Annotated in this window: 22 protein-coding genes, 1 tRNA gene, 1 other RNA gene and 1 pseudogene; 18 read left to right on the forward strand and 7 right to left on the reverse strand. The window is 65.4% G+C overall.

The genetic code is table 11. The features are described 5' to 3' along the window. Window positions 1–593, reverse strand: a pseudogene (locus J2X42_RS06310) (pyruvate dehydrogenase (acetyl-transferring), homodimeric type); the annotation flags it as partial. 397 nt (window positions 594–990) lie between these two features. On the opposite strand from J2X42_RS06310, the gene J2X42_RS06315 reads away from it, so the two are divergent. The 7 genes from J2X42_RS06315 to J2X42_RS06345 all read left to right on the forward strand — a co-directional run bounded on the left by J2X42_RS06315 (window position 991) and on the right by J2X42_RS06345 (window position 5,987). Then, window positions 991–1,410: a DUF3052 domain-containing protein gene (locus J2X42_RS06315; protein WP_131133250.1), complete on the forward strand. Its 420-nt coding sequence runs from the start codon at window positions 991–993 to the stop codon at window positions 1,408–1,410. Continuing rightward, complete coding sequence (locus J2X42_RS06320) at window positions 1,407–1,925, forward strand: peroxiredoxin (RefSeq protein WP_396134033.1); 519 nt, start codon at window positions 1,407–1,409, stop codon at window positions 1,923–1,925. Before J2X42_RS06315 ends, J2X42_RS06320 begins: the two co-directional genes overlap by 4 nt. A 6-nt stretch (window positions 1,926–1,931) precedes the next feature. Beyond that, window positions 1,932–2,852 carry a Sir2 family NAD-dependent protein deacetylase gene (locus J2X42_RS06325; protein ID WP_310163386.1) on the forward strand — a complete coding sequence of 307 codons (921 nt, stop codon included), beginning with the start codon at window positions 1,932–1,934 and terminating at the stop codon, window positions 2,850–2,852. A gap of 107 nt (window positions 2,853–2,959) precedes the next feature. After that, window positions 2,960–3,035: transfer RNA gene (locus J2X42_RS06330), tRNA-Val, on the forward strand. Between the two features lie 93 nt (window positions 3,036–3,128). Further along, window positions 3,129–3,419, forward strand: coding sequence for a hypothetical protein (locus J2X42_RS06335; RefSeq protein WP_310163387.1), 291 nt, complete (start codon window positions 3,129–3,131; stop codon window positions 3,417–3,419). 249 nt (window positions 3,420–3,668) lie between these two features. Beyond that, the gene (locus J2X42_RS06340) at window positions 3,669–4,466 is read left to right on the forward strand and encodes an IclR family transcriptional regulator (RefSeq protein WP_310163388.1); all 798 of its coding nucleotides are present in this window, start codon (window positions 3,669–3,671) and stop codon (window positions 4,464–4,466) included. Window positions 4,467–4,637: 171 nt separating this feature from the next. Then, window positions 4,638–5,987, forward strand: coding sequence for an MFS transporter (locus J2X42_RS06345; RefSeq protein WP_310163389.1), 1,350 nt, complete (start codon window positions 4,638–4,640; stop codon window positions 5,985–5,987). Window positions 5,988–6,225: 238 nt separating this feature from the next. Here the strand turns inward: J2X42_RS06345 and J2X42_RS06350 are convergent, their stop codons facing one another. Then, window positions 6,226–7,290: a D-2-hydroxyacid dehydrogenase gene (locus tag J2X42_RS06350; RefSeq protein WP_310163391.1), complete on the reverse strand. Its 1,065-nt coding sequence runs from the start codon at window positions 7,288–7,290 to the stop codon at window positions 6,226–6,228. Between the two features lie 70 nt (window positions 7,291–7,360). Between J2X42_RS06350 and J2X42_RS06355 the strand changes: the two genes are divergently transcribed. From J2X42_RS06355 to J2X42_RS06365, 3 genes are read left to right on the forward strand one after another with little or no spacing between them, the layout of a single operon-like run. Then, entirely contained in the window at window positions 7,361–8,290 is a 930-nt protein-coding gene (locus J2X42_RS06355) for an NAD(P)-dependent oxidoreductase (RefSeq protein ID WP_310163392.1), read from the forward strand. Continuing rightward, a complete protein-coding gene (locus J2X42_RS06360) occupies window positions 8,287–9,057 on the forward strand; it encodes an SDR family oxidoreductase (protein WP_310163394.1) in 771 nt (256 codons plus the stop codon). Before J2X42_RS06355 ends, J2X42_RS06360 begins: the two co-directional genes overlap by 4 nt. Then, window positions 9,057–10,166, forward strand: a complete 1,110-nt coding sequence (locus J2X42_RS06365; protein ID WP_310163396.1) for an L-idonate 5-dehydrogenase — start codon at window positions 9,057–9,059, stop codon at window positions 10,164–10,166. The genes J2X42_RS06360 and J2X42_RS06365 overlap by 1 nt, the downstream gene beginning before the upstream one ends. 138 nt (window positions 10,167–10,304) lie before the next feature. On the opposite strand, the gene J2X42_RS06370 is transcribed toward J2X42_RS06365, so the two are convergent. After that, window positions 10,305–11,033 carry a FadR/GntR family transcriptional regulator gene (locus J2X42_RS06370; RefSeq protein WP_131133241.1) on the reverse strand — a complete coding sequence of 243 codons (729 nt, stop codon included), beginning with the start codon at window positions 11,031–11,033 and terminating at the stop codon, window positions 10,305–10,307. Between the two features lie 243 nt (window positions 11,034–11,276). Here J2X42_RS06370 and gndA point away from each other — a divergent pair, with 243 nt between their 5' ends. Both gndA and J2X42_RS06380 read left to right on the forward strand, forming a co-directional pair. Next, window positions 11,277–12,713 carry an NADP-dependent phosphogluconate dehydrogenase gene (gene gndA, locus J2X42_RS06375; protein ID WP_310163402.1) on the forward strand — a complete coding sequence of 479 codons (1,437 nt, stop codon included), beginning with the start codon at window positions 11,277–11,279 and terminating at the stop codon, window positions 12,711–12,713. Between the two features lie 125 nt (window positions 12,714–12,838). Next, complete coding sequence (locus tag J2X42_RS06380; protein WP_310163403.1) at window positions 12,839–13,675, forward strand: oxidoreductase; 837 nt, start codon at window positions 12,839–12,841, stop codon at window positions 13,673–13,675. A gap of 3 nt (window positions 13,676–13,678) precedes the next feature. Here J2X42_RS06380 and epsC read toward each other — a convergent pair whose 3' ends face one another. The 3 genes from epsC to msrA form a co-directional block, all read right to left on the reverse strand. Continuing rightward, window positions 13,679–14,263, reverse strand: coding sequence for a serine O-acetyltransferase EpsC (gene epsC / locus J2X42_RS06385; protein WP_310163404.1), 585 nt, complete (start codon window positions 14,261–14,263; stop codon window positions 13,679–13,681). A 39-nt stretch (window positions 14,264–14,302) separates the two neighbouring features. Beyond that, on the reverse strand, window positions 14,303–15,238 hold the full coding sequence (gene cysK / locus J2X42_RS06390; RefSeq protein ID WP_310163406.1) for a cysteine synthase A: 936 nt from the start codon (window positions 15,236–15,238) through the stop codon (window positions 14,303–14,305). A 65-nt stretch (window positions 15,239–15,303) separates the two neighbouring features. Further along, window positions 15,304–15,828 carry a peptide-methionine (S)-S-oxide reductase MsrA gene (gene msrA / locus J2X42_RS06395; protein WP_131133236.1) on the reverse strand — a complete coding sequence of 175 codons (525 nt, stop codon included), beginning with the start codon at window positions 15,826–15,828 and terminating at the stop codon, window positions 15,304–15,306. 99 nt (window positions 15,829–15,927) lie between these two features. Between msrA and J2X42_RS06400 the strand changes: the two genes are divergently transcribed. Next, window positions 15,928–16,851: a Nif3-like dinuclear metal center hexameric protein gene (locus J2X42_RS06400; protein ID WP_310163407.1), complete on the forward strand. Its 924-nt coding sequence runs from the start codon at window positions 15,928–15,930 to the stop codon at window positions 16,849–16,851. Window positions 16,852–16,911: 60 nt separating this feature from the next. After that, window positions 16,912–17,667, forward strand: coding sequence for a C4-type zinc ribbon domain-containing protein (locus tag J2X42_RS06405; RefSeq protein ID WP_310163408.1), 756 nt, complete (start codon window positions 16,912–16,914; stop codon window positions 17,665–17,667). A gap of 59 nt (window positions 17,668–17,726) precedes the next feature. Here J2X42_RS06405 and J2X42_RS06410 read toward each other — a convergent pair whose 3' ends face one another. Further along, the gene (locus tag J2X42_RS06410) at window positions 17,727–18,491 is read right to left on the reverse strand and encodes a peroxide stress protein YaaA (RefSeq protein ID WP_310163409.1); all 765 of its coding nucleotides are present in this window, start codon (window positions 18,489–18,491) and stop codon (window positions 17,727–17,729) included. A 56-nt stretch (window positions 18,492–18,547) separates the two neighbouring features. Between J2X42_RS06410 and rnpB the strand changes: the two genes are divergently transcribed. The 4 genes from rnpB (at window position 18,548) to J2X42_RS06430 (ending at window position 21,873) form a co-directional block, all read left to right on the forward strand. Beyond that, window positions 18,548–18,939: RNase P RNA component class A (gene rnpB / locus J2X42_RS06415), an RNA gene on the forward strand. A 267-nt stretch (window positions 18,940–19,206) separates the two neighbouring features. Beyond that, window positions 19,207–20,685 (forward strand): glyceraldehyde-3-phosphate dehydrogenase, encoded by a 1,479-nt coding sequence (locus J2X42_RS06420; RefSeq protein ID WP_310163410.1) that lies wholly within the window; start codon window positions 19,207–19,209, stop codon window positions 20,683–20,685. 74 nt (window positions 20,686–20,759) lie between these two features. Further along, the gene (locus tag J2X42_RS06425; protein WP_310163411.1) at window positions 20,760–20,963 is read left to right on the forward strand and encodes a hypothetical protein; all 204 of its coding nucleotides are present in this window, start codon (window positions 20,760–20,762) and stop codon (window positions 20,961–20,963) included. 112 nt (window positions 20,964–21,075) lie between these two features. Then, complete coding sequence (locus J2X42_RS06430; protein WP_310163412.1) at window positions 21,076–21,873, forward strand: HNH endonuclease family protein; 798 nt, start codon at window positions 21,076–21,078, stop codon at window positions 21,871–21,873. Window positions 21,874–21,879: the final 6 nt, after the last annotated feature.

The raw sequence follows: 21,879 nt of genomic DNA on the forward strand, positions 1-21,879 counted from the left end.
GACAGGGCGTGGCCTTCGCGGGACTTTTCCTGCCGGAACCCGTCCAGGTCCTCCTCGGTCAGCCGGCCTTCCATGAACGCCCTCGCGTACATGCCAGGGGACGCGTGGCCCTGGAAGAAGACCTGGTCACCGCCGCCGGGGTGGTCCTTGCCGCGGAAGAAGTGGTTGAAGCCCACCTCGTACAGGGTCGCGGCGCCGGCGTAGGTGGAGATGTGCCCGCCCACGCCGATGTTCGGCCGCTGGGACCGGTGCACCATCACCGTGGCGTTCCAGCGCATGTACGCCCGGTACCGGCGCTCGAACTCCTCGTTGCCGGGGAACTCGGCTTCCTGGTCCACCGGGATCGTGTTCACGTAATCCGTGGTGGTCACCATCGGCACCCCGACGCTCTGCGCACCGGCACGCTGCAACAGGCTCCGCATGATGTATTGGGCACGCTCGGTGCCCTGTTCCCTGATCAGTGAATCCAGGGACTCAACCCACTCGGCGGTCTCTTCCGGATCACGATCAGGCAGCTGGTTAGTCAACCCGCTGAGGATATGGGAGGTATCTTCTCCTGCAGCCACGTCCAACCTCTCTTTGCGCGCATTCATCGGCGCTCCCAGGCCGGGCAGGGTGTGTCCGGCGTGAATGCGACGTGTGCGACGTATCGGTTACAACAGCCCGGTCATGTGCGCCGGGCAGGGTCCTATCACGCCTATGTCTGCATAGAGTTCCAGGGCGGTCGCCCCGCAGGCATAGTTGTCACCGATCACTCTAGCTGTGACTCCAGCGCGATGCGTAGCCGCGCCTTCGGCACCGCTGTTGTATTTCGCCGTCATACTGGTTGTGTGACGAAAAGCCGCTGCGATGCGGGTTGGCGGTGCCGGATGTGACGCAGAATATGGCGGATCGCGGCACGGGCAGCTTGAAGCGCAGGCACAAAGGGTGTTGGCTTGGAGTAATGGAAATCACTATGCGCACTGCATGTATTAGGCATTGGAGGAACACGTGAGCGAGGCCGACGCCGCCACTTCGGTAAATGTGGCGGAAAAATTGGGTTTCAAAAACGGGGATCTGATTCAGGAGTTCGGTTACGACGACGACGTCGATTTCGACTTACGTGACGATATTGAGGATCTGACCGGGTCCGAACTCCTGGACGAGGACGACCACGACGTCGTTGACGCTGTCATCTTCTGGTGGCGCGACGGCGACGGTGACCTGGTCGACACCCTCATGGATTCCCTGACCACCCTGAGCGAGACCGGCGTTGTCTGGGTCTTGACCCCCAAGTCCGGGCGGAAGGGTTACGTCTCTCCCGCCGAAATCCAGGAGGCAGCACCCACTGCCGGGCTTCACCTGACCACCTCCGCCGGCGTATCCAAGGACTGGAGCGCAACCCGGCTGGTCAGCAAGAAGAATAAGTGACGTCCGGACTTGCCGCTGGCGGCCTGACCCTGCAGGGGAGCGTGGACCTGCCCGTCCCCGCCGTCGGCGAGTCCGCACCGGACTTCGAGCTGGCGAATCAGTATGGTGAGCCAGTCCGTTTGTCATCTTTCCGCGGCCAGAACGTAGTTGTGGTCTTCTATCCGTTCGCGTTTTCCGGCATTTGCACGGGCGAGCTGTGCGAGATCCGCGACAACCTTGGTGTCTTCGAAGATGCCAAGGCCACGGTCCTGGCCATCTCCGTGGACAGCAAATTCAGCCTGCGGGCCTATGCGGAGCAGGAAGGCTACAGCTTTGACCTGCTCGCGGACTTCTGGCCCCACGGCTCGGTAGCCCGCGAGTATGGCGTCTTTGATGCCGGGAGCGGCATGGCGCGGCGCGGGACTTTCATCATCGACGCCTCAGGCGTTATCCGCTACGTGGTGGTGAATCCGCGCGGCCAGGCCCGCGACCTGTCCGCCTACCGTGAAGCCTTGGCGGGCCTGGACCGGGCCTGACAAGAAATGGAGCAGCGCAGGCACGGAGTAGGGCTGACGGGGTTTGCCAGTCTGCCCGTTGCCGGCCCGGCCGCCCTTTCCGCCGCTGACCTCGAAGTGCTCGACCGGATCCGTGAGCTTCTCGCCGGCAGGCGCATTGCGCTTTTGACCGGTGCCGGGCTGAGTACGGATTCGGGGATTCCCGACTACCGGGGTCCCGATTCGGCGCCGCGGTCACCCATGACGTACCAGGAGTTCGTTGGGGACCCGGCCAACCGGCAGCGTTACTGGGCCCGGAACCACATTGGCTGGTCGCACATCAGGCATGCCGATCCCAATGCGGGGCACCGTGCGGCGGCAGAGCTGGAGCGCCGCGGCCTGCTCACCGGCCTCATTACCCAGAACGTGGACCGCCTGCACGAAGAAGCCGGGAGCGTCAACGTTGTTGACCTTCATGGCCGCTTCGACCAGGTTGTCTGCCTGGAGTGCCGACGCACGTATTCCCGGCGCCTGCTGGCAGGAATGCTAGACGAGCTCAACCCCGGCTTCCTGGAACACGCCAGTGCGTCCGGCCTGGTGGAGATGGCCCCGGACGCTGACTCGACCGTTGAGGACCAGACCCTGATTGGCAGCTTTGTCGTGGCAGTCTGCCCGGCGTGCGGAGGCACGCTCAAGCCTGACTTCGTCTATTTCGGCGAAAACGTTCCGAAGGACCGGGTGGTGCGGTCCTACGAGATGGTGGACGACGCCGGCGCGCTGCTGGTTGCGGGATCCTCACTCACCGTGATGAGCGGGTTGAGGTTCGTCCGGCACGCCGCCAACGACGCAAAACCGGTTGTCATCATCAACAGGGGAGCCACCCGCGGGGACGACCGCGCCACCATCAAGCTCCATGCCGGCGTCAGTGAATCCCTGGCGTGGCTGGCCGAGGAGCTGCCGCCGCTGTGAACGGCCGGTGCGGAGCCGTTTTCGCTGCCGATTCGCTTTTGGCCAGCACCCTCAGGTAGAGTCTATGTTCGTTGGTTGACGCGCAGTGACGCGGAAATCAGCCCCATGGGTCTTTAGCTCAGCTGGTAGAGCGCCACGTTTACACCGTGGATGTCATCGGTTCGATCCCGGTAGGACCCACCAGGCAAAACCCCGTTGTTCCAGCCTCTTCGGCCGGGAATGGCGGGGTTTTTTGCTGCCTGAGTCATTGTCAGTGCCCGCCCGTATGGTGCAGGCATGGAACATGTGGTGCTGAAGACATCAGCAAATGGAGCTCCCACAGCGGTGGTCAGCAGCGGAAGGCAGTGGGCGGTCAGCGCCGAACCGGTCAGGTGGTTTGAACGCGTCAGCTGGTGGGAAGCCCAGCGCCGCATGCCCACGGGACTGAGCCGCGTGGACGTGGAGGTCCTGCAGGTCCAGGTGCGGCTGGGAAGCAATCCCCACTCGGCATTGACCACCATGACACTGGTGCGGGACGGGCTCGGCGGCAGCTGGAGGCTGAGGGAGTCCGTAGCGGACGCGGCCTGAGTGAAATCAACCCGGGCATTGGAAAACCCTCCACCGCGACTATTGGGGGATGCCGCGGTGGAGGGTCTGAAATGAATATACCGTGAACTCCCGGAAACAAAAAATGTCACGCCCGCCGTGCGCCATGTTTTTCGCCGACGTGTCATAAAGGCCAACCCGCCGCGGCTTCCAGCCATTATGATGGTTTGTGTTCAGTGGAATGAACACTGTGACTCACCACCGCACTGGCGCGCCGATTGAAGGAGAATCATGGCCGATTCCCGTACACCCCGATCCTCCGACGGCTTGGGAAGCGCGTCGCCCGCACCGGCGGTCACCCGCGCCGCTGCCGTCCTGGAAGCCTTGGCCGCCTCGGCAACCGGCCGGCTGACGCTCAGCGACCTGTCCCGCGAGCTCGGCATTCCCAAGTCCTCCACCTCCAACCTGATGCTTGCCCTGGAGGAAGCGCGGCTGATCAACCGCCAGGGTGCCGACTTCACGCTCGGACGCAAGCTCGTGGAACTGGGTGCTGCGTACTTGAGCCGGCTCGACGAAGTGCAGGAGTTCTACCGCTTCTGCGAGCAGGCGCCCACCCTTTCCGGCGAAACGGTGCGCATAGCCATGCTGGACGGGACCAACGTCATTTACCTGGCCCGCTATGAGGGCCATCCGGCGGTCCGGCTGACGTCGAATATCGGCGATAAAATGCCCGTCTCGCTCTGCGCTGTGGGCAAAGCCCTGATTGCCCGGCTCCACGACCATGACATTGACGCCATGTTCGCCGATGACGAGGAGCTGCCCGTCCTGACCCCTAAGTCGCTCAGGACCGGAGCGGAGCTCAAGGCCCAGTTAGAGACGATCCGCGAGCAGGGTTACGCCTTCGAGGACGAGGAATCCACCACGGGAGTGGTCTGCCTGGCGGTCTCCGTGCCGACCCGGGGTGCGCACGGGCCCAGCCTTGGACTGTCCGTGACCGCCCTGAAGGCGACATATTCCGCGGAGCAGGGCGCCCAGATGGTGAAGGAACTTAAGGAGCTGGCCAGGTCCCTGGGCAACCCCATGGGCTGACCTGTGCCCCGGAACGGGGAGGAGCGGCGTCGCAAAACGAAGAATTTTCCGTCAGCCACTTGCCCGCTGTTCAACTTGCTGTACTCTGTTCAATATAGTGATCCGCACAACAAGTGCTGTCGCTAACCCACCAGGCCAACGGGGGTCTGGAGTGTTTTTGAGGGAGTTCCAGTGACAACTCGTACTAAATCACCGCAGGCTGACGTGGACGGCGCCGTCGTCGATCCCGAGCAGCTGCGCCGGGCAACGCTTGCCAGCTCAGTGGGCTCCGCCCTGGAGTACTACGACTTTTACATCTATGGCCTGGCCTCGGCCCTGATCTTTGGGCCACTCTTCTTCTCTCCGCTGGGCGAGAGCGGCGCGGTCATCGCCTCGTTCGCCACCTACGGCGTGGGCTTCGCTGCCCGGCCCTTCGGCGGAGTTGTCTTCGGCTACATCGGCGACCGTTACGGCCGCAAGATGGTCCTGATCCTTACCATCGGGCTGATGGGCATGGCCAGCTTCGCCATCGGCCTGCTGCCCACCTTCGAACAGGCCGGGATGGTGGGAGCGGTGCTCCTGGTGGCCCTCCGCATCCTGCAGGGCCTCGGCGCCGGAGCTGAGCAGGCCGGCGCCACAACACTGATCTCCGAAGTGGCCCCGCGCCGCCGTCGTGGTTTCTTCGCCTCCCTGCCGTTCGTCGGCATCCAGCTCGGGACACTCCTGGGCGCGGGTACCTTCGCCCTGATGGCGCTGGCCGACAAGGAGGTCCTGCAGGGCTGGCTGTGGCGCGTGCCCTTCCTTGCCAGCGTCATCCTGATTGTCATCGCCGTGTTCATCCGGCTGCGCCTGAAGGAGACCCCGGTCTTCCAGGAACTCGAAAAGCACAAGGCCGTGGTGAAGAACCCGGTAGGCCAGATCTGGAAGCACTCAAAAAAGAACGTGCTCATCGGGATCGGCCTGCGGATGGGCGAGAACGGAAACTCCTCCATCTACTCCGCCCTCCTGGTGTCCTTCATCAGCATGCCCGCCGGAGTCTTTGCCGGCGACAAGTTCATCGGCCCGACAGGCCTGCTCATCGCCGCCGGATTCGCCGCCGTCATGGTGGTCACCTTCGGTGCCCTCTCCGACCGGTTCGGCCGCGTCCCGGTCTACCGCTACGGAGCCCTCTTCCAGGCCATCATCGCCCTCCCGGCCTTCTACCTGGTCACCCTGGGCAACGTCACGCTGGTCTGGATGGTCATGGTGGTGGGCATCGCCCTGGGCGTCCAGTCCATGCTCGGCCCCCAGTGCGCACTGCTGCCCGAGCTCTTCGGTTCCCAGCACCGCTTCACCGGGGTGGCCCTGAGCCGCGAACTCTCGGCGGTCCTCGCCGGCGGCTTCGCTCCTATGATCGGAGTTGCACTCCTGGCTGCCACGGGCCACTCCTGGCTGGTCCCGGCGCTCTACTCCCTGGTCCTGGCGCTGATCTCCTTCGGGACAACGTTCTTCACGCCGGAGACCAACGGCCGTGACCTGGTCCTCGTGGAGGATGCCGGCTAGCCATCCCGCAGCTGCGCCGGAAGGTGGCCTCCCCGCCAGCGGGGTGGCCACCTTCCGGCGTTAACAGCGCGAACGGACACTTGGGGCCAAGGGCCATCCGCTCGAGTTCCGTTATGCGGCACCCGCCGGCAGTCCCGCCAACAGTTCCGCCGGCAGTCCTGCCAACACAAAAGAGCCCCTGCCGGGAACTCCCTGTTCAGGAGTCCCCGGCAGGGGCTCTGCCGTGCGAAGCGGCGGCTCAGTAGAAGTGGACGGTGTCCACGAGGTGCGGGAGCTCTCCGCCGTCGAGGAACGTGCGCAGGTTGCTGCTGAAGCGCTCCGCGATCAGGCGGTTCTCCGCCGCGCTCAACGCGGACGTATGCGGCGAAACCATGACTTTGGGGTGGTTCCAGAGCGGGCTGTCCGCGGGGAGCGGTTCAACGGCGAAGACGTCCAGGCAGGCGTAGGACACCTGGCCGTTCTCCAGTGCCTCCAGCAGGGCATCCTCGTCCACCACGGTGCCGCGGCCGACGTTAACGAAAACCGTTCCGGGCTTCATGGCGGAAAAGACATCACGGTTGAAGAGCCGCTCCGTGAACGGCGTGCCAGGCAGGGTGTTCACTACGGCATCTGCGGAGGCCAGCAGGCCAGCCAGGCCGGCGTTGTCTGAGACCTGCTCGATACCCTCGATAGGCTCCACCGTGCGCTTGGTGCCGCTGACCTTCATGCCCAGGGCCCGGGCGATCCGTGCCGTTTCCAGGCCGATTTCGCCCAGCCCGGTGACTACCAGGGTGGATCCGCTGACCAGCCGGGTGGGGGTGCGCAGTTCCGGCCACACCTTGGCGGCCTGGTCCTGCGCGAGTTCGGCGCTGCGCTTGAAACCGTTGAGGATTCCAAGGGCGGCGAACTCGGCCAGGGGCAGGGCATGTACGCCGGCGGAGGTTGTCACCTTGAACTTCTGCAGGGTTTCCTGGTCCAGCCCGGAGGCCTTCACTGCGCCGCCGGCGCCGGCTGCCATGCAGTGCACCCACTGGAGGTGCGGGTTCTCGCGCGCAATCCGGGCCAGGCCGGCGGCGTTTTCGTTGGGCATGCCATACAGGACCTGGGCCCGGTTGAGCATGGACCAATAACGCTCCTCCTGCTCGGGTGTTCGGCGGAAGTCAGGGTCGCCCGAATGGTCTGCCGGGAAACGCTCCGGGGGCAGCAGGTCGGGTTCGTAGAGGACGGTAACGGAAGGATCTACGGCGCGGATGCGGTCAACGAGCTCAGCTTCGAGCGGGACGGCGATGGCGACGGTGGTTTCAGACGTCATAGTGTTCATCATACTGAATGGAGGCTAGGATATTGAACAGATTTCTCTTCATTAACCACGATGATGTGAGGCGGAGCCATACATGGAAAACAAAACTGCGGGCTTTGTAGGCCTGGGACACATGGGCAGGCCCATGGCCGCCAATCTCCTTCGCAGCGGCTGGGACGTTGCGCTCTGGAACCGGTCGGCCGGTGCCCTGGAGGACCTCGAGTACCTCGGCGGCCGGCGGACTCCGGACGTCGCCGACATGCGCGATCTCCCGGTTATCGTCTTTATGCTTCCGGACTTGCCGTTCATCGAGGAGGCGGCCGCCGGGCTCCTGGAGAGCTGGCGCGCCGCGCCGCCCCGGTCCGGCACCGCCGTAGTGGTCATGAGCAGCGTCTCGCCCTCGGGCGTGCAGGACTTCGGCCGTGAGGTGCAGCAGGCCAGCCACGGCAACGCTGCGGTGGTGGATGCTCCGGTAAGCGGCGGAACGGCCGGAGCCGTGGACGGGACGCTCGCGATCATGGCCGGCGGCGCCGCCGCAGACTTCAACAGGCTGGAGCCGCTCTTCAACAGCATGGGCACCACAGTGCGCCACATGGGCGCGTTAGGAACCGGATCCCTCGCCAAGGCCTGCAACCAGCTCATCGTGGGAACCACGACGGCGGCACTCGCCGAAGCCGCGGAACTCGCCGAACGCTCGGGCATGGATCCTGCGGCCCTGTTCGAGGTCCTGGCAGGCGGCCTGGCGGGCAGCCGCGTCCTGGAGGTGGTGGGCCCCCGGCTGGTCAGCAAGGATTACAGGCCCACCGGCCCGGCCAAGTTCATGCATAAGGACCTTTCCTTTGTCCTTGACTCTGCCCGCGCGGCGGGCGCTGCCGTGCCCATGGCGTCCGCCGGCGTCGAGCTTTACGCCGAACTCAAGCGCCAGGGCCTGGGTGACCAGGACCTGGCAGTGGTCCGGCAGGCAATTTCACAACTCAGCGATGCCCACGCCGGCAGCGCTACGGAAGGAACGGTTTCAGCATGAGTTCACTTTTTGATTTGTCGGGGCGGGTGGCTTTGGTGACGGGGTCGAGCCGGGGGATTGGGAATGCGTTGGCGCGGGCGTTGGCCGATGCCGGTGCGACGGTGGTGCTGAACGGTCTTAATGCTGAGCGGCTTAAGGATGCTGCGGCGTTGATGGCCGCGGAGTATGCGCCGGGCCGGGTGCACAGCATCGCCTTCGATGTCACGTCTGATGCTGAGGCGGCGCGGGGTGTTGCGTGGGTGGAGGAGCATGTGGGGCCGTTGGAGATCCTGGTGAACAATGCCGGGATCCAGCACCGGGTGCCGATGCTGGAATTGGACGTCGCGGACTGGGAGCGGGTGATTTCCACGGACCTGACCAGCGCGTTTTTGGTGGGCCGGGAGGCTGCCCGGCACATGATTGCCCGCGGCCACGGGAAGATCATCAACATTTGCTCGGTGCAGACGGACCTGGCCCGGCCGACGATCGCCCCGTATGTTGCGGCGAAGGGCGGGCTGCGGAACCTGACCCGGGCGATGACGGCGGAGTGGGCTGCCTCGGGCCTGCAGATCAATGGGATCGCGCCCGGTTACATCCATACCGAGATGACCCAGAACCTGGTCGACGACGAGGACTTCAATGCCTGGATCCTGGGGCGGACGCCGGCGCACCGGTGGGGCACGGTGCAGGACCTTGCCGGGCCGGCGGTGTGGCTGGCCTCGGGCGGGTCGGATTTTGTGAACGGGCAGACGATCTTCATCGACGGCGGAATGACGGTGGTGGTCTGATGCCCACGAACACAACCCTCCCCGAATCTGCCGTGCCCGGGTCTGCCGTGCCCGGGTCGGTGCTGCCGGTGTCGGGTCTGGCGGTGGTGGCGCACGCGAAGGGGGACCTGCGCATCGATGAGGTGCCGCTGGCCGCGCCCGCCCCGGATGAGGCGGTGGTTGAGGTCCGGTACGGCGGGATCTGCGGGTCTGACCTGCATTACTGGCTGCATGGCGCGGCGGGGGAGTCGGTCCTGAAGGCCCCGCTCGTGCTGGGGCATGAGATTTCCGGGACCGTGGTCCGCGCCGCCGCGGACGGCACCGGCCCGGCCGCGGGGACCCCGGTCGCGGTCCACCCGGCCACCCCCGGGCCCGGTGCCGGGGAGATCCGGTATCCGGCGGACCGGCCCAACCTCTCACCCGGGTGCACCTACCTGGGGTCCGCGGCCCGCTACCCGCATACCGACGGCGCGTTCGCCCGGTACGTGAACCTGCCGGCCCGGATGCTCCGGGAACTCCCGGCGGCCCTGGACCTGCGGACCGCGGCGCTGATCGAACCCGCGTCCGTGGCCTGGCACGCCGTCGCCCGTGCCGGGGACGTGGCAGGGAAGACCGCGCTCGTGATCGGGTCCGGGCCCATCGGTGCGCTGACCGTCGCGGTCCTGAAGCGGGCCGGCGCGGCCCGGATCACCGCGGTGGACATGCACCCCAAACCGCTGGACATCGCCGCCGCCGTCGGGGCTGACGAGGTGATCACCGCCGGTGACCTCGAGGCGATCGCGGCCGTGCAGGCCGACGTCGTGATTGAATCCTCCGGCAGCCACCACGGCCTGGCCTCGGCCATCCAGGGCGCGGCCCGCGGCGGGACCGTGGTGATGGTCGGGCTGCTGCCCACCGGTCCGCAGCCGGTCCTGATCTCCCTGGCCATCACCCGGGAACTGGACCTCAAAGGCTCCTTCCGGTTCAACAACGAGATCGACGACGTCATCGCCGCCCTCACCGACGGCACCCTCCACATCGACCCTGTCATCACCCACGACTACCCCGTCGAACACGCCCTCGAAGCCTTCGACATCGCCCGCAACTCCGCCGAATCCGGCAAAGTCCTCCTCAGCTTCGGCGCGGGGTAAGGAATTTTGGGCGAGCGTACACCTGGGCCCTAGCCCGCTCGCACGCGCGAACTGGCAGCTAATACCCTCAAAACCGGGTTTTAAGCGCATTATCTGCCAGTTCGCGCGTGGTTGAGGGCGCGAAGTGTACGTTCGCGCTCAGTCGCGGCGCACGGGGATAAATACCCGGGGCTGGTCCGTCCAGGTGCCGGACATCCGCGACATGGTGCGGCGCATGATCCGGTCCGAGGCCGCCCGGGCCGCAGGGGCATCCCCGGCAGCTACCGCTTCGGCCAGGTCCACGTGCCACTGCAGCGCGCCCTCATGCGGGTGGTCCGGCATCAGGCCGTGCACTGTCCGGCCGGTGAGTGTCTCGGCCACCTGCCCCATCAGGTTCGCGAACATTTCGTTGCCGGACCCGGAAAGCAGTACCGAGTGGAAGGCAATATCCAGCTCCAGGAACCGGGGCACATCACCCGAGTGGCCGGCGTCGCGCAGGTCATGGGCAATGTCCACCAGCTCCCGGCGCAGGCGCGCCGGGGCGTTGAGCGCAGCCAGCTCGGCAGCCGCCGGTTCAACGGCGGACCGCAGCTCGGCGAGTGAGCGCAGCTGGGCGCCCCTGCCGTCGCCGGAGAGCCGCCAGCGGATCACCTGCGCGTCAAAGGGATTCCAGCGGCTCGACGGCAGGACCTTGATGCCCACCCGTTTGGTGGTCTCCACCAGGCCCAGGGACTGCAGCACCCGGACGGCTTCGCGGATGACTGAACGTGAGACCTTCAGCTCGTCCTCCAGCTGCTCCGCCAGCATGATGTGGCCGGTGGGAAGCTCGCCGGCGACGATGCGGGTGCCAAGGTTCTCGATGGCACGGTGGTGCAGGCTGGTTGACATAAAGACAAGCCTAATAGGGTTCCTGCCCGCAGAATCGCCAGGCCGGACTGCCGGCGGAGCCGCCTGGGGGCCGCCGTCCTAGACTGGCTGTGACGGCCGGTGTTCCACAAAGTGGGCGTTACTTTCCCGAAACCGTTTGAATATATATGCTTTATTCGGATCCCTTGGTTCGCAACTGCACGCTCCGCGGTCAAAGCGGGGCCACCTGCACATCCATTGCACAGAAATGAATTGGAGTTTTTGATGTCAGCACACATCGGTGTCACCGGCCTTGCGGTGATGGGAGCCAACCTGGCGCGTAACCTGGCCCGGAACGGCTTCACCGTTGCCCTGCACAACAGGTCGGTAGAAAAGACTGACGCACTGCTGGAAAAGCACGGCACGGACGGCGACTTCGTCCGCACCGAGACCCTGCAGGAACTTGTGGACTCGCTGGAGAAGCCGCGCCGCGTCCTCATCATGGTCAAGGCCGGCAAGCCCGTCGATTCGGTCATCGAACAGCTTGAACCGCTGCTCGAAGCCGGAGACATCATCATCGACGCCGGGAACTCGCACTACGAGGACACCCGCCGCCGCGAAGCCGCACTGGCCAAGAAGGACCTGCACTTTGTTGGCGTTGGCGTTTCCGGCGGCGAAGAGGGCGCACTGAACGGCCCCTCCATCATGCCCGGCGGCTCGAAGGAATCCTACGACGCCCTCGGCCCGCTCCTGGAGAAGATCTCCGCCAAGGTCGACGGCGAGCCCTGCTGCGCCTGGGTTGGCACCGACGGCGCCGGCCACTTCGTCAAGATGGTCCACAACGGCATCGAATACGCCGACATGCAGGTCATCGGCGAAGCATTCGACCTCCTGCGCTCGGGAGCAGGCATCGAGCCCGCCGAGCAGGCCAAGATCTTCACCGAATGGAACAAGGGCGACCTCTCGTCCTTCCTGATCGAAATCTCCGCCGAGGTCCTGGGCCACGTTGATGCCAAGACCGGCAAACCGTTCGTGGACGTCGTCGTTGATGCCGCAGGCCAGAAGGGTACCGGACGCTGGACGGTCATCTCCGCCCTGGAACTCGGTTCCCCGGTTTCCGGCATCGCCGAGTCCGTGTTCGCCCGTGCCCTGTCCTCCCAAGCCGAACAGCGCAGGCTCGGCCAGGAGCTGCTGGCCGGCGAGGAAGCCGCCGTGGAAATCCCTGACACCTTCGTCGAGGACGTCCGCCAGGCGCTGTACGCCTCCAAGCTGGTCTCCTACGCCCAGGGCCTGGACATGCTGACCTCCGCGGCCAAGGAGTACAGCTGGGACCTCAAGCTGGACGAGATTGCCTCCCTGTGGCGTGCAGGCTGCATCATCCGCGCTGAGCTGCTCAAGGACATCACCAAGGCCTACGCCGCCGAGGAGAAGCCCGCCAACCTGCTGTTCGCGCCTGCCTTCACCAAGGCCATCGCGGAGGCACTTCCGGCCTGGCGCCGCGTGGTCGCCACCGCCGTGCAGCTGGGCATCCCCGTGCCGGTCTTCTCGTCCTCGCTCGCGTACTACGACGGCCTGCGCCGCAAGCGCGTCGCCGCCGCCCTGATCCAGGGCCAGCGCGACCTCTTCGGAGCCCACACCTACGGCCGTGTTGACGCCGAGGGCACGTTCCACACCCTGTGGGGCGAAGACAAGTCCGAAATCGAAGCTGTAGACACGCACTAGTTTTCGGCTAACGCCGCGGCACGATGATGCGGCGCCTGCGGCCGGCAGTTCCCCGATACTCTGGGAGCTGCCGGCCGTTGCTGTTCGGCGGCAACTGCGGTATCCGTCCAGCGAGGGAGTCCAGCATGGCCCAGCCAGTCGCGTTCGTCACCGGAGCATCCACCGGGATCGGCTTCGAAGCAGCCAGGAAACTCAGCAGTAACGGGTTCACGGTCTACGCCGGGGCGCGCCGAGTGGACCGGATGGAACCGCTCAAGGCCCTCGGAGTCCATGTCCTGTCGCTGGACGTGACGGACGATGAATCGATGCGCGCCGCCGTCGTCCGTGTTTTGGAGGAACGCGGACGCATCGACGTCCTGGTCAACAACGCCGGGTACGGTTCCTTCGGCGCGTTGGAGGAAGTGGACCTGGCCGAAGGGCGGCGGCAGTTCGACGTCAACGTCTTTGGCCTGGCGAGGATGACCCAACTGGTTTTGCCCGCCATGCGGAAAGCCGGCCGGGGACGGATCATCAACATGTCGTCCATCGGCGGCAAATTCTATGAGCCGCTCGGCGCCTGGTATCACTCCACAAAGTTCGCCGTGGAGGGCATGAGCGACGCATTGCGGCTCGAACTGAAGCCGCACGGCATCAGCGTGTCCATCATTGAACCGGCCAGCACCGTCTCCGAATGGGGAGGGATCGCTGCCGAGGGGCTGCTGGCAACCAGCGGAACCGGGCCCTACGCCTCGCAGGCCCGGGAGATGGCCGGCGCGCTGGAATCCACTAACCGGCCCGAAACGTCTACGCCCCCGGAAGTCATCGCAGAAGCGGTGCTGCATGCGGCCAGCGCCGCACGGCCCCGGACCCGCTACCCCGTGGGGCGCGGCGCCCGGGCCATCCTGACGCTGAGGCGGCTCCTGCCGGACCCGCTCTTCGACCCCGTGGTCATGCTTGTGCTCAAACGGGTGGCGGCCAGGTAAACGTCAGATGCGGTATTCGATGTCGTACTCGGCCGGATCCACCGCTGGCGTTGTTTCACGCTGCGCGTCCCGGTGGCGCCACTTGGCCGGCACGCCGGTAACGATCGATTCCGGCGGCGCGTCCTTCACCACTACGGCGTTGGCGCCGACAGCGCTGTCCCGGCCGATGGTGATGGGCCCCAGGATCTTGGCTCCGGCGCCGATGGTCACCCGGTCCTCGATGGTGGGGTGGCGCTTGACCTTGGCCAGGGAGCGGCCGCCCAGCGTCACACCGTGGTAGATCATGACGTCCTCGCCGATTTCAGCGGTCTCGCCAATGACTACGCCCATGCCGTGGTCGATAAAGAAGCGCCGTCCGATGGTGGCGCCGGGGTGGATCTCGATCCCGGTCAGGAAGCGGCCCAGCTGGGAAACGAGCCGTGCAGGGAACCGCAGTGCAGGGTTCTGCCACAGGCGGTGCGTCAGCCGGTGGATCCAGATGGCATGCAGCCCTGAATAGGCGAAAAAGTTCTCAAAAGAACCTCGAGCCGCCGGGTCGTGGGACCGGGCGGCGTCGAGGTCTTCCTTCAGTCTTGCGAAAAAGCCCACAAAGTTCTTTCTACAGGAAACGGGGCGACAACGGGCTGATCAGCCGCGGATGTCGTCATAGAGCACGGTGGAGATGTAACGCTCGCCGAAGTCGCAGACAACGGCGACGATCAGCTTGCCGGCGTTCTCGGGGCGCTTGGCCAGTTCCAGGGCGCCCCAGACGATAGCGCCGGAGGAAATGCCGCCGAGGATGCCTTCCTTGACACCGAGTTCACGGGCAACGCGCACGGAGTCCTCAAGGGTGGCGTCGAGGACCTCGTCGTAGACGTTGGTGTCCAGGATTTCCGGGACGAAGTTGGCGCCGATGCCCTGGATCTTGTGCGGGCCGGGAGCGCCGCCGTTCAGGATGGCGGAGTCCTTCGGCTCGATGGCAACGATCTGGACCTCAGGCTTGCGCTCCTTCAGGACCTGGCCTACGCCGGTGATGGTGCCGCCAGTGCCGATGCCGGCGACGAAGATGTCTACCTTGCCGTCGGTGTCGGACCAGATCTCTTCAGCGGTGGTGGTGCGGTGGATCTCGGGGTTGGCCTCGTTGGCGAACTGCTGGGCCCAGATGGAGTTCTCCGTGTTGGCCACGATTTCCTGGGCCTTCTCCACGGCGCCGCGCATGCCCTCGGAACCCGGGGTCAGCACGATCTCGGCGCCGAACGCGCGCAGCATGACACGGCGTTCCGTGGACATGGTCTCCGGCATGGTGAGGATGACTTTGTAGCCGCGGGCGGCGCCGACCATGGCCAGGGCGATGCCGGTGTTTCCGGACGTGCCTTCAACGATGGTCCCGCCGGGCTTGAGGGCACCGGACTTTTCGGCGGCGTCGACGATGGCAACACCGATGCGGTCCTTGACACTGTTGGCGGGGTTGTAGAACTCAAGCTTGACGGCGACCGTGGCACCCAGGCCTTCGCTCAGCCGGTTCAGGCGGACCAGCGGAGTGCCGCCGACCAGCTGCGTTACGTCGTCATAGATCCGTGCCATGTGGATATGCCTATCTCTCAAGAGTGAATACTGAGGTCAGCCTAACGATGGCGGCGCAACCGTTGCTAAGCATTAAGCCATGCAGAGTAATATTTCCTGGCCTTGGCCAGTTTGGGGTTGATGATCACCTGGCAGTACCCCTGTTCCGGGTGCTTGGCGTAGTAGTCCTGGTGGAAGTCTTCCGCCACGTGGAACCGGGGGAGCCGGCTGACCTCGGTGACGATCGGGTGCGACCACAGCGCCTGGTTCCGTTCGATCGCCTCCTCGAACAGGATTTTCTCCTCCGTGGTCTCGTAGAACATGGACGAGCGGTACTGGGTGCCGACGTCGTATCCCTGCCGGTTGAGCGTGGTGGGATCGTGCAGCACAAAGAACATGTCCAGGATGACCTCGGCCGGGATCACGGCCTCGTCAAAGGTCACTGCCACCACCTCGGCATGCCCGGTGGTGCCGTTGCAGACCGAGTAGTAGTCCGGATACGGATCGTGGCCGCCGGTGTAGCCGGAAATCACCGAGCTGACGCCCTTGGTTTTTTGATAGACGGCGTCAAGGCACCAGAAGCAGCCCCCGCCAAGAACAAAAGTTTTCATGACCTCTTCAATGGTTGAGCGCCCCGGATGATTCCCTGACCACCCTACGAGACTGTGGCACATGCGGGCCAGGGCTGGTGATGGGGTAAAACTGAGACTATGGAACCTGTAGACACCGGCGTTGCAGATGCCGAACCGCACGACGAGGGCACCCCCCGGGAGGATGCCCCTGTCGCGGATGGGGCGGCCCCGCCCACGCTGGGCCAGGTGCTGCTGGCGGTAGAGGAACTGTGGCCCGAATCTCTTGCCGAGAGCTGGGACGAAGTGGGCCTGGTGGCCGGACGGCCCTCGGCCCCGGTTACGCGGGTGATGTTCGCCGTCGATCCCACCCTGGAAGTCATCGAGGAAGCCGTGGAGTGGGGCGCCGAACTGCTCATCACCCACCACCCTTTGCTCCTCCGGGGCGTCACGTCAGTTGCGGCGACAACGGCGAAAGGCAAGGCAATCCACCGGCTGATCGAGTCGGGAACCGCCCTGCTGACCGTCCACACCAATGGTGATTCCGCCGTCGGCGGTGTCTCTGACGTCCTGGCGGACGCACTGGGGCTGGAGGGCGTGGCACCGCTGACCCTCGCCAGCAACGGACTGCCCGAGGAAGGCATCGGTCGTGTGGGTGACCTGCCCGACGTGATGAGCCTCGGTGACTTCGCCGCAAGGGTTTTCGGCATCCTGCCGTCCGTGGCCGGGGGAGTGCGCGTGTCAGGGGACAAGGACGGGCTGGTGCGCAGGATCGCGGTCTGCGGCGGCGCAGGCGATTCGCTGTTCAACGAGGTCCGCGCGAGCAATGCAGACGTCTTTGTGACCGCTGACCTCCGGCATCATCCTGCGTCCGAGGCCCGGGAGGCGGCGGTGAACGGCAGGCCTTACCTCATTGACGTCTCCCACTTCGCAAGCGAGTGGCTGTGGCTGCCGGCGGCGGCGTCCGCGCTGGGCAACGTTCTCGCCGACCAGGGCCACGACGTGGAGATCCAGGTCAGCACCACCAACAGCGATCCGTGGGACTTCATACTCACTCCCGGCTAGAGTCTATAGAGCGCCGGTACGGTGCCCGGCTCCGGCCGGTGGGATCAAGCGGAGGTAACAGTGGCTAAGGCAGCACCGGCGGAACAGTTGAAGTTGCTCGAACTGCAGGGGCTCGACGCCAAGCTGAAGTCGCTCGCCAGCCGGCGCCGCACCCTGGATACCGATCCCCGGATCACTGACCTACAGGCCGCCCTTTCCGTCGCGAACGGCGAACTGGGCAGCGCCAAGGTGGCCGTCCACGACGCCGAGACCGAGCTCAAGCGGGCAGAAGCCGACGTCGAACAGGTCGCCTCCCGGATCGAACGCGACGAAGCCCGGCTGAACAGCGGAACGGGGCTGTCCAAGGACCTCGTGGCCCTGCAGAAGGACATCGCATCGCTCAACAGGCGCCGGTCGGACCTTGAAGACGTGGAGCTGGAAGTCATGGAACGGCTGGACTCGCTCCGCGCCAGGCAGGCGGCCCAGCAGCTGATTGTGGACGACATCCAGGGCTCATTCGGCGGAATCCGCGCCGAACTGGACGAAGCCCTTGCCGAAGTTGATGCCGAAGCGACGGCAGTCCGCGGAAAGCGCACCGAATTCGCCGCCACGCTCGATGCGGGCATGCTGGCCGTCTACGAAAAAACGCTGGCCAAGCGCGGGGTGGGCGCCGCACGGCTGTTCCACGGGACGTCCGAGGCCTCCGGAATGAAACTCAGCCCGGGCGACCTGGCTGAGATCAAGGCAGCAGCCGAGGACGACATCGTCTTCTGCCCGGATTCGGGCGCGATCCTGGTCCGCTCAGCCGAGTGGAACACGGCCGCCCCGGCCAGCTAACAGCCAAGTAGCGGCAGGTAACGTCGTGAAAAAGTGCGAATGACGACGTTAAATGCGAGTTAGTTGGGCAGGATGATGTTCAGCGCGTGCGGCTTCCGCGCTGTACCGTCCACGAGCTCCGCGTCCCACTTTTCGCGGGCCGCCTTCAGCAGTTGCGACGGCGTCTGCGGGGCGTTGCCGCGGCGGGCCAGCAGGTGCCTCGCCAGTTCGCCGCGGGTGTGCTTCGCGAAGTGGCTCACCACCTTGCGCACGCCGTTCACCTCCGTGAAAACGTTGACGGCCACCGTCTGCGCCGGCGGCGGGGCCCACGCCGCGGAGTAGGTGCTGGAGCGGCAGTCCACCAGCAGGTGCCCGGCGGACGCCTCGGCGAGGGCTTCCGAGAGCTGCGGTTTCCAGAACGAGGCGAGGCGGCCGACGTCGGGCAGTGCCGTTCCCATCGACAGCCGGTAGGCGGGCACGCGGTCGGCGAAGCGGATGGCTCCCCACAGCGCGGACACCACCAGCACCGAATCATCGGCCTTCCGTCGCTGCGCCGGCGTCAGCGTTTTATAGCCGAGGGCGTCGTACAAAACGCCCGAATAGATCTGGTGGGCAGGAGCCGCCGGTTCCGCGTGCAGCCGGGTGTTGCGTTCGACGTCGTCCTTCAGCGATGCCCCGACGCCCAGCAGTGCGAGGGCATCCTCGTGGGCGCTCACCGTTCCCAGCGCCTCCAGGACCTTGGCCCGGTATGTGTTCAGTGCCGGGAAGCTCAGGGAAGGCCAGTCGACGGCGGATCCACGGACTGCGGGGGTCTTGCCTTCGGAGGGGGGAAGCAGAATCAGCACCGTACGATCCTACCGGCGACTACCGGCCCCGTTCCGACGGTAGAATGGACCCCGGATGGGTTGACCAGGCGGCCGCGCGTCACGCAAGTGGCTCGAGGAACGTCCGGGCTCCGCAGGGCAGGGTGGTGGGTAACGCCCACTCGGGGTAACCCGCAGGCCAGTGCCACAGAGAACAGACCGCCTGGATCGCGCCGTTTTGAAAGCGGCACGAACCAGGTAAGGGTGAAACGGTGGTGTAAGAGACCACCAGCTTCCCGGGTGACCGGGAAGGCTAGGTAAACCCCACCCGGAGCAAGGCCAGACAGGACACGTTTGAGGGCTGCCCGCCCGAGTGTCCGGGTAGGCCGCTGGAGGGCGTCGGCAACGGCGTCCGTAGATGGATGGCCGCTACTCCCGCGCTGGTAACGGCACGGGAGCACAGAACCCGGCGTATCGGTCAACCCATCCAACCAACCCCAGCCGGGCTGCCCGGAGCCGCATGTGAGTGACTTCACGCCCGCGGGGGCAGTTCAGGGCCCCCCTCCGGCCTAGAATGGAGAGCGAACGTAGAAGTTCTGCCGCCGGGTCTGCGTTCGCAGCCGGTGGCTTTTCTTTGCGCTTCTCCAAGGTGTCCGGGGTGGACCGAATCCCCGCCGACGCTCGCGCCCCGGAACACCTCCGGCGGCCGCCCTCCGCGTACGAGGACGTATGTGGTTGACCCAAGGAAGGTAGTTCTGTGAGCCAGACGTCAGATTCTTGTCTTGATACGTGGATGGGCCGGGAGGCACTCGCCGAGGCCATGATTCCGGTGATCGGCCGGCTGTACCGCGAAAACAATGTGGTGACCAGCATTCACGGCCGCAGCCTGATCAACAAGTCCACCATGAACATCCTGAAGGCGCACCGGTTCGCCCGCCGCATGAGCAAGGATGAGCTGCTCCTGGAGGAGACAGCCCCGCTGCTGAACACGCTCGCAGGCCTGGAACTGGGCGCGGCAGCGATCGACATCGCCCGCCTGAACCAGAAGTTCAAGGCTGAGGGCGGCGGCGCCACCCTGGAAGAGTTCCTCCGTGCCGAACTGGCCGAGGTAGTGGGCAAGCGCGGCGCTGACGACCGCACCAGCACCGACGTTGTGCTGTACGGCTTCGGCCGGATCGGCCGCCTCCTGGCCCGCCTCCTCATCGAAAAGGCAGGCGGCGGCCACGGCCTGCGCCTGCGCGCCATCGTTGTGCGCCGCGGCTCGGACAAGGACCTCTCCAAGCGCGCCAGCCTCCTGCGCCGCGACTCAGTCCACGGGTCCTTCGAAGGCACCATCCGCGTGGATGAGGATGCCAACACCATCACCGCCAACGGCGTCCAGGTCCAGGTCATCTACTCGGACAACCCGGCCACCATCGACTACACCGCCTACGGTATCCACAACGCGCTCGTAGTGGACAACACCGGCCGCTGGCGCGACGCCGAAGGCCTGTCCCAGCACCTGCAGAGCAAGGGCGTTGCCCGCGTGCTCCTGACCGCTCCGGGCAAGGGCGCGCTGAAGAACATCGTGCACGGCATTAACCACGGCAGCATCGAGGACACCGACCAGATCGTGTCCGCAGCGTCCTGCACCACGAACGCCATCACCCCGGTCCTGAAGGCCATCAACGACAAGTTCGGCGTGATCCACGGCCACGTGGAAACCGTCCACTCCTTCACCAACGACCAGAACCTGATCGACAACTTCCACAAGGGCGACCGCCGCGGCCGCTCCGCCGCCCTGAACATGGTCATCACCGAAACCGGAGCGGCCACTGCTGTGGCGAAGGCATTGCCCGAACTTCAGGGCAAGCTTTCCGGCAGTTCCATCCGCGTCCCCACGCCGGACGTCTCGCTGGCCATCCTGAACCTCAGCCTGGAAAACGGCACCACCAAGGATGAGGTGAACGATTACCTGCGCCAGATGTCCCTGCATTCGGACCTCCGCAAGCAGATTGACTACATCGACTCGCCCGAGGTTGTTTCCACGGACTTCGTTGGTTCACGCCGCGCCGGCATCGTGGACGGCCTGGCCACCATCTCCAACGACAAAAACGTCATCATCTACGTCTGGTACGACAACGAATTCGGCTACAGCTGCCAGGTGGTCCGGGTCATGGAAGAGATGGCAGGGGTCAACCCGCCGTCCTTCCCGGCGAAGGAACCTGCGGCAGCCCTCGCAGCCATCGCCGTCTGATTCCAGCTCAGGTTCCCTGCACTTTCCCGGCTGGTTCTCTGGAATCAGCCGGGAAACGGGACCACACTGGTGGCATGGACAACGAAACTCTCCACGACACCACCCTTGAACACGCCCTTGATGTGGCAAAGGCCAACCATAAGGAGGCCGTCCGGCTCCTGGAGGATGCCCGGGCTGCCTATCAGGCGGGGGACATCCGCGAGGACCGCGTGCGCCAGCTCGAAGGGCTTCTCCAGGTTGCCGCGGAAGACCTCCGGAGGGTGACAAGGGAGCAATAGCGGCCATCCCCGGCCGGCCACCTTTCCCCAACACTGTGGATATCGGCCACGCTGTCGTATGGGTGGCCTAGGCTCTTCTGGTGCAATACGTATCCGGAAGGGCAGGACGCCCGTGACCGTCAGCTGGTCTGCCTACCGAAAGGCGCGCCGGCGGTCCAGGCAGGCCTGGGCCCTGGTGGTCCTCCTGGCCTGCGCCGCAGTGGCATTGGTGGCCTGGTTCTTCACAGCGGGCCAGTTCGCCGTGGCGGAACCGGCCACCACCGGACCCGCCGCGGCTCCTGTGTTTGACGCGGCATTTATGAAACCCGTGGTCCCGGTACATGCCGTGCCGCAGGGGAGCGCCCGCGAAGCACTCGAAGGGCTGCAGGTTTTTGGACGTGCGCCGAACGACAACTACGAGCGCGAAGCCTTCGGCCAGGCGTGGCTGGACGTCGACCGGAACGGCTGTGACACCCGCAATGACATCCTTCGCCGCGACCTGACCGGCGTGATATTCACGGAAGGCTCAAAATGCCGGATCGCCGCCGGGACCTTCCATGAGCCCTACACGGGAAAGCTGGTGGATTTCCGCCGCGGCCAGGAAAGCAGCAAGGCAGTGCAGATAGACCATGTGGTGGCTTTGGGTGACGCCTGGCAGAAGGGTGCGCAGCAGTTGACTCCGCAGCAGCGCCAAAGCCTGGCCAACGATCCCGTGAACCTCATCGCCGCCGACGGTCCCGCCAACCAGCAAAAAAGCGCCGGCGACGCCGCTACCTGGCTGCCGAAAAACAAGGCTTTCCGTTGCCACTACGTTGCCCGGCAGATCTCGGTGAAGGCAGCCTACGGGCTCTGGGTGACGCAGCCGGAGAAGGATGCCATGAAGCGGGTCCTGGACACCTGTCCGGACCAGGCCACTGTGACGGCGGGCTGAGGTCCG

It is taken from the genome of Arthrobacter sp. BE255 (assembly GCF_031457335.1).
GTDB lineage: Bacteria > Actinomycetota > Actinomycetes > Actinomycetales > Micrococcaceae > Arthrobacter.

What these genes read in the sequence shown, in the direction of transcription:
- J2X42_RS06355 (WP_310163392.1), top strand. Translation starts at nt 7,361, where the DNA reads ATGGAAAACAAAACTGCGGGCTTTGTAGGCCTGGGACACATGGGCAGG.
- J2X42_RS06340 (WP_310163388.1), top strand. Translation starts at nt 3,669, where the DNA reads ATGGCCGATTCCCGTACACCCCGATCCTCCGACGGCTTGGGAAGCGCG.
- cysK (WP_310163406.1), bottom strand. Translation starts at nt 15,238, where the DNA reads ATGGCACGGATCTATGACGACGTAACGCAGCTGGTCGGCGGCACTCCG.
- J2X42_RS06335 (WP_310163387.1), top strand. Translation starts at nt 3,129, where the DNA reads ATGGAACATGTGGTGCTGAAGACATCAGCAAATGGAGCTCCCACAGCG.
- J2X42_RS06360 (WP_310163394.1), top strand. Translation starts at nt 8,287, where the DNA reads ATGAGTTCACTTTTTGATTTGTCGGGGCGGGTGGCTTTGGTGACGGGG.
- msrA (WP_131133236.1), bottom strand. Translation starts at nt 15,828, where the DNA reads ATGAAAACTTTTGTTCTTGGCGGGGGCTGCTTCTGGTGCCTTGACGCC.
- J2X42_RS06400 (WP_310163407.1), top strand. Translation starts at nt 15,928, where the DNA reads ATGGAACCTGTAGACACCGGCGTTGCAGATGCCGAACCGCACGACGAG.
- gndA (WP_310163402.1), top strand. Translation starts at nt 11,277, where the DNA reads ATGTCAGCACACATCGGTGTCACCGGCCTTGCGGTGATGGGAGCCAAC.
- J2X42_RS06370 (WP_131133241.1), bottom strand. Translation starts at nt 11,033, where the DNA reads ATGTCAACCAGCCTGCACCACCGTGCCATCGAGAACCTTGGCACCCGC.
- J2X42_RS06350 (WP_310163391.1), bottom strand. Translation starts at nt 7,290, where the DNA reads ATGATGAACACTATGACGTCTGAAACCACCGTCGCCATCGCCGTCCCG.
- J2X42_RS06365 (WP_310163396.1), top strand. Translation starts at nt 9,057, where the DNA reads ATGCCCACGAACACAACCCTCCCCGAATCTGCCGTGCCCGGGTCTGCC.
- J2X42_RS06325 (WP_310163386.1), top strand. Translation starts at nt 1,932, where the DNA reads ATGGAGCAGCGCAGGCACGGAGTAGGGCTGACGGGGTTTGCCAGTCTG.
- J2X42_RS06425 (WP_310163411.1), top strand. Translation starts at nt 20,760, where the DNA reads ATGGACAACGAAACTCTCCACGACACCACCCTTGAACACGCCCTTGAT.
- J2X42_RS06380 (WP_310163403.1), top strand. Translation starts at nt 12,839, where the DNA reads ATGGCCCAGCCAGTCGCGTTCGTCACCGGAGCATCCACCGGGATCGGC.